Consider the following 6,322-nt stretch of genomic DNA (forward strand, 5'->3'; position numbering starts at 1 on the left):
CAGGCTGCGATCTTTTGCTTTAGACGGTTAAATAGGGCAGGTCACGCCGGTACCGCCAATCCCGCAATAGCCTTCCGGGTTTTTCGCCAGGTACTGCTGGTGGTACGCCTCGGCGAAGAAGAACGTCGGCGCTTCGTCGATTTCGGTGGTGATGATGCCCTTGCCGGCCTTGGTCAGTTCGACCTGGAACACCTGCGCGCTTTTTTTCGCGGCTTCCAATTGGGACGGGTTGGTGGCGTAGATCACCGAGCGGTACTGAGTGCCCAGGTCATTGCCCTGGCGCATGCCCTGGGTCGGGTTGTGCAGTTCCCAGAACATTTTCAGCAGCTCTTCGTAGCTGACCTTTGCCGGTTCGTAGACCACCAGCACGACTTCGCTGTGGCCGGTCAAGCCAGAGCAGACTTCTTCGTAAGTCGGGTTCGGGGTGTAGCCGCCCGCGTAACCCACGGCCGTGCTGACCACGCCTTCACGCTGCCAGAACCTGCGTTCCGCGCCCCAGAAGCAGCCAAGGCCGAAGATCGCGAAATCCACGTCCATCGAGAATGGGCCCAGCAGCGGGGCGTCGTGGACGAAGTGTTTTTCCGGCACGGTCATTGGGGTTTCGCGGCCAGGCAAAGCTTGTTCTTTAGTAGGGAGCACGTTTTTGTTCACCAGAATTTCCGAGCGCAGAACCATCGTCAGTCCTCTCAGTCGTTGGAATAATCAGAGATGCAGTTTGCCCGAGTGTTGGCTCGCTGTCAGGCGATCGGGCCGCGCGGGTAGCGTTTGAGCTTGTCGATCAGGTCCAGGCCCGGGATCGGTTGGTCGAACAGGTAGCCCTGGCCAACGTCGCAACGGTGGCGGCGCAGGAAGGCCAGTTGCTCGGCCGTCTCGATGCCTTCGGCCACGACCTTGAGTTTCAGATTGTGGGCCATGGCGATCACCGCGGAGGTGATTTCCATGTCGTCCTGGTTATCCGGGATTTCGTGAATGAAGCTTCGATCGATCTTGATGATGTCGATGGGGAATTTTTTCAAGTAGCTGAGCGACGAGTAACCGGTGCCGAAGTCGTCCATCGCCAAGGTCAGGCCCAGGCGCTTGAGTTGGTCGAGCTGCAGGTGAGTGTCTTCGGTGGCTTCCAGCAGCAGGCCTTCGGTCAGCTCCAGCTCCAGCAGGCGCGCCGGCAGCGCTTCCTCCTTGAGGATGTTGGCGATGGACGCCACCAGGTCCGGGTCGGAGAACTGCTTGGGTGACAGGTTGATTGCCACCTGCAGGTTGCCCAGGCCGGCGGCGGTCAGTGCTTTGCTCATGCGGCAGGCCTGGCGGGCGATCCATTTGCCGATCGGAATGATCAGACCGGTTTCTTCCGCGACACTGATGAACTGGTCCGGGCGGATCATGCCTTTTTCCGGGTGATTCCAGCGCAGCAGCGCTTCCATGCCCAGCAAGCGCCCGCTGCGCAGGCAGAGCTTGGGTTGGTAGAACACGTCCAGTTCGTTCTGGGTCAGGGCGCGGCGCAGGTTGTTCTCGACGAACAGCTTGTAGCTGGCCTCGGCGTTCAAGGCTTCGGTGAAGACCTGCACCTGATGTTTGCCATTGGCCTTGGCCTTGTGCAGGGCGAGCCCGGCGTTACGCATCAAGGTTTGCGGGTCGCGCCCATGCAAGGGGGCACAGGCCAGGCCGACCGAGCCGGTCACGCTGATCAGCTGGTTGTCGACGAACATCGGTTTGTCGAGGGTCGCGAGCAACTGGTTGGCAACCTGCTGCCCGAGTTCAAGACCCGTGTTGTCCAGCAACACCGCGAACTCGTTGCTGGCAAACCGCGCCAGGCTGCCACCCGGGTTGAGGCTGTTGCGCAGGCGCCGGGCCAGGCTGATCAGCAGCTTGTCACCGGTCTGGTGGCCAAGGCTGTCGTTGATCCGCTTGAAGTTGTCGATGTCCACCAGCAACAGGCTGATCGGCGCGTCGCTGTCGCGGGCGAAGCGTTCATCGAGGTTGCGGATGAAGGCCGGGCGATTGCCGAGGTTGGTCAGGTTATCGGTGTAGGCCAGGCGCTCGATGCGTTGCTGGGCGAGCTTGGTCTGCGTGATGTCTTCGTAGATGCCGATGTAATGGGTCAACTCGCGGTTGTCGCCATAGACCTTGGAGATCGACAGTTGGCCCCAGTAGGGTTCGAGGTTTTTGCGACGACTCTTGAACTCGCCCTGCCAACTGTTGCTCTTGGCCAACGCGGAGGGCGCGTCGAACAGCAGTTCACTGAGGTTCTCCAGCGCTGGCAGTTGCGCCAGGCGCTGGCCGTGAACTTCTTCCGTGGTGTACTGGGTGATCGCCGTGAAGCTGGGGTTGACGTACTCCACGATGCCATCGCAATTGACCAGCAAAAAGGCGTTGGCGCTTTGCTCCACCGCACGCTGGAACAGATGCAGGGCGCTGGTGGCGGTGCGCCGATTGTGATTGCTGATGACCTGGGCGAATTGATCCGCCAGCTCGCCGGCGAAGGCGATTTCGTCCTGCTCCCAGGCGCGGGTCGCCCCGGTTTGTTCCAGGCACAACACACCGACCACCTGGCCGTCGACGCGAATGCTGGCATCGAGCATCGCGTTGACATCGCGCGGGCGCAGGCTTTCGGCCATTTCCCGGGTGCGTGGGTCGCGCATGGCGTTGTGGGCATCGATGGCACGGCCGGTATGCAGGGCGTCGAGATAATCGGGGAACACGCTGGCGTCGATCGGTGCCGGCAGCAGGTATTCCTGGGTTGAGCGGTGGTAGGCCGAGATGGGCGCCAGCATCGAGCCTTCCAGGTGCCACAGGCTGGCGCAGTCGATCTGGTAAATCTCGCAGGCGCTGCGCGTGATCAGTTCGGCGGCTTCCTGCAGGGAATTGTTGCTGCTGTAGCGCTGGCGGGTCAGCAGCAGGATCAGGTCCTGCTGGGCACGCACCCGTTCCAGATGCTGCAGTTGTTCCTGCTGGGCGCGCTGATTGAGCTCCAGGGCGATTTGCAGGCGCGAGTTCTGGGTTTCGAGATCCAGCGCCGGCAGCAGCGGGTCATTCTCGAACAGGCCGTCGACGACCAACAGGTAACCGCGCAGCAGGTGTCGATTGTGCTGTTTGTAGGCTTCGCCCAGTTCCAGCAGGCTCAGTGAACCAGAGGCAGTGTGCAGGGTGTAGCGGATCAGATAATGGGGGCTCTCGCTCAACTGCGCCTGAATCGCATCATGCAGTTGATAGCGTGCTTGCGGCTCCATCAGGCTGGCGTAGGGCGAGCCGACCAGGGCGCACAGTTCCACGGCCGGCAGGCCGAACTGGCGCTCACAATTGGGATCGAGAAACAGCAGGGCCCAGCTTGGTTCGTTCAGCCGTTCGAAACGCAGCATGCCGAGCCGCGAGGGCACAGGCAACTGCGTCACTACCTCGGCCACCATACGGCTGGCGGCATCGGGTTGGCTTTTCATGGAGGGAAACTCGCTTCGAATATGCTGATCGCGCCGGGCTCTCGCCCTCTTTACTGTTGCCTGCGGCAAGGTTGCATCATTGCGACACTGACTGACAAGAGACATGAAGGCCAAGTGCTATAAGAATATGTCGGCAGCAGTGAAGTTTTCTCCAGTTAACTGCAAAAAGTAATGCTGTTTTACCTAACGTAAGCCCTCTCGCAGTTTTATATTGATCGATTGCAGCAGGTTGCCCTCCCGATCGTGATAACGCACCTGGACCTGTCCGGAATCGACAATCAGGTGTGCGAAGTTGTCCTGGCTGATCACCTCGCTCGTCAGTTCGTGTCGATAATCGCCAGCAGCCGTGCGGGCCAAGGGCTGATCGAGGATGAAGGTGGAGGCCTTGGCGTAGGGCAGCAGTCGGCTGTTGCACAGCGGCGACGAGACGATGGTGTGGATTTCGAAGTCCGGGTCTGCGCTGTGGGTCAAGCGGCTGGTCAGGGAGCCGTGGACATCGCCGGATATGAAGAAGACATTCCTGATGCCGTGGGAACGAATGGTTTCCAGCAGCCGTAGTCGCTGTTCGGGAAAGCCTTGCCAGGCGTCATCGCCCTGGCGTTTGCTGTCGGGGTAGAACATGACGCTGGTGACCACGAATTTAACCCGGGCCGAACTGTTGATCAGCCATGCACACAAGGCCTGTTCCTGTTCGATATCGAGGATGCGTCGGTCGCTGGCTGCCAGATTGCGTCGGGTCCGGCTGTCGGTAACGAACCACTCGATATCGCCGTCGGTGAACAGGTACCAGTATTTGTCCAGCTTCCTGTCGACTTGCCCGTCATGGCAGAGTTCGTGCGCCGGGCCATGGCTGGCCTGGTACACCTCATAGGCGTTTAGCGCATTGGCATATAGAAAGTCATCGGACTTGTTTTTGTTGGCTGGCCAATTGTCTTCGATCTCATGGTCATCGAGGATCATATAAGTTGGCAGGGCCGACATTAACTTTGCAATGTTTGGCTGGGAAAAGGCCACGCGATACTTGAGAAGAATATCCTTGAGTTCGCGGTCCGGGGCGATGAAGTTCAGATCATCGACGTAGATCTGATCCCCAGTCATCAGCATGGCGCTGACAGGTGGTTCGGCCTGCTCGGCCAGTGTTGCTATTGTCGCGAACATCCTGTCACCCAGATGCGGTTCGGCGGCAATGCCTGCGGTGAGGCGTAGATAGCGGCAAGAGCCCACGACGTAGGCTCTAGGCTTTCCGGTTTGATTCGAACGGGTACGCAGGCTATGGATCTTCCCTGGCCATTTCAAGGGCAGTTCCCGCATTGCCTCGGCAGGGCCCACAGGCTGCGTCGCGCTGAACCAGCCTGCCTGATATTCATGCACGGTGTCGGCAGCCAGGTCGTTGAGAACCAGGACAGCGGACATGTCGCGGGCTTTTTCGAGTTCAGCGAAAACTCCGTTTGACCAGTGTTCATCTCCAAGACGCCGATAGCGAATGCCGGCGAATGCATGGGTATCTTTACTTGAATCTCCACGTAAAAAAATACGTGCATGGTTAGTTGTGGTGTGGCCAATAATTGGCCCGACAGTGGGTTTGAACATATTCGAATCCATTCGGTTTTTAATCAATCGGCTTTAAATGGCCTTGCAGCCAAGGCTAGTTATTTGGCCTTGAAAAATACCGGGTTGAAATGGATTCGACTTGTGGGGGATATCAGCCACAAATGTAGGAAGTTATCTATTGAGGTAAAAAACGGCGGGCAAAAAAAAGCCCCGCCAAATTGGCGGGGTTGAGGTACGAGCGTGGCGCTCGGAAAACGTGAAACGCGACAGGCCCTCCCGCGAAGGAGGGCCGGCCGGTGTTACAGCAGGATGGTGCGGATGTCCGCCAGCAGGTCGCTCAGACGCTTGGTGAAGCGTGCAGCAGCGGCGCCGTTGATCACACGGTGATCGTAGGACAGCGACAGTGGCAGCATCAGTTTCGGCTGGAAGGCTTTACCGTCCCAGACTGGCTGGATGGTTGCCTTGGAAACACCGAGGATCGCCACTTCCGGCGCGTTGACGATCGGCGTGAAGCCGGTGCCGCCAATGTGGCCGAGGCTGGAAATGGTGAAGCAGGCGCCTTGCATCTCATCCGACGAGAGCTTCTTGGTCCGGGCTTTTTCAGCCAGGGAAGCGGCCTCGGCGGCCAGTTGCAGCAGGCTCTTCTGGTCGACGTTCTTGATGACCGGTACCAGCAGGCCATCCGGGGTGTCGACGGCGAAGCCGATGTTCACGTATTTCTTGCGGATGATCGCTTTACCGCTTGGCGCCAGCGAGCTGTTGAAGTCCGACAGTTCCTTGAGCAGGTGTGCGCAGGACTTGAGCAGCAACGGCAGGATGGTCAGCTTGACGCCGGCCTTCTCTGCGACGGCTTTCTGCGCGTTACGGAACGCTTCCAGCTCGGTGATATCCGCCGAGTCGAATTGCGTCACGTGCGGCACGTTCAGCCAGCTGCGGTGCAGGTTGGCGGCGCCGACCTGCATCAGGCGGGTCATCGGCACTTCTTCGATTTCGCCGAAGCGGCTGAAGTCCACGACCGGAATCGGCGGGATGCCCGCGCCACCGGTTGCGCCAGCAGCAGCGGCCGGTGCTTCCTTGGCCTTCTGCATCATGGCCTTGACGTAAACCTGCACGTCTTCCTTCAGGATGCGGCCGTGCGGACCGCTAGCGCCGACCGCGCTCAACTCGACGCCGAATTCACGGGCCAGTTGGCGTACGGCCGGGCCTGCATGAACCTTGGCGCCAGGCTTGGCCGGAGCAGCAACCGGAGCGGCAGCTGCAGGTGCGGCGGCAGCAGGAGCAGCAGCGGCTGGCGCCGGAGCGCTCGCAGCAGCGGCAGCCGGTGCCGGGGCAGCAGCAGG

Annotated in this window: 4 protein-coding genes; all 4 read right to left on the reverse strand. The window is 59.9% G+C overall.

Annotated features, from left to right (window positions below; genetic code table 11):
* Nucleotides 1–27: 27 nt before the first annotated feature.
* A complete protein-coding gene (gene msrA, locus PMI35_RS30465; RefSeq protein WP_008054755.1) occupies nt 28–675 on the reverse strand; it encodes a peptide-methionine (S)-S-oxide reductase MsrA in 648 nt (215 codons plus the stop codon).
* A gap of 62 nt (nt 676–737) precedes the next feature.
* Nucleotides 738–3,431: a putative bifunctional diguanylate cyclase/phosphodiesterase gene (locus PMI35_RS30460; RefSeq protein ID WP_008054757.1), complete on the reverse strand. Its 2,694-nt coding sequence runs from the start codon at nt 3,429–3,431 to the stop codon at nt 738–740.
* A gap of 183 nt (nt 3,432–3,614) precedes the next feature.
* A complete protein-coding gene (locus PMI35_RS30455; RefSeq protein WP_008054758.1) occupies nt 3,615–5,021 on the reverse strand; it encodes an alkaline phosphatase D family protein in 1,407 nt (468 codons plus the stop codon).
* 260 nt (nt 5,022–5,281) lie between these two features.
* The coding region (locus PMI35_RS30450) for a 2-oxo acid dehydrogenase subunit E2 (protein ID WP_032831265.1) at nt 5,282–6,322 on the reverse strand (1,041 nt) is incomplete at its 5' end.

The sequence above is a fragment of the Pseudomonas sp. GM78 genome, from assembly GCF_000282475.1.
GTDB lineage: Bacteria > Pseudomonadota > Gammaproteobacteria > Pseudomonadales > Pseudomonadaceae > Aquipseudomonas.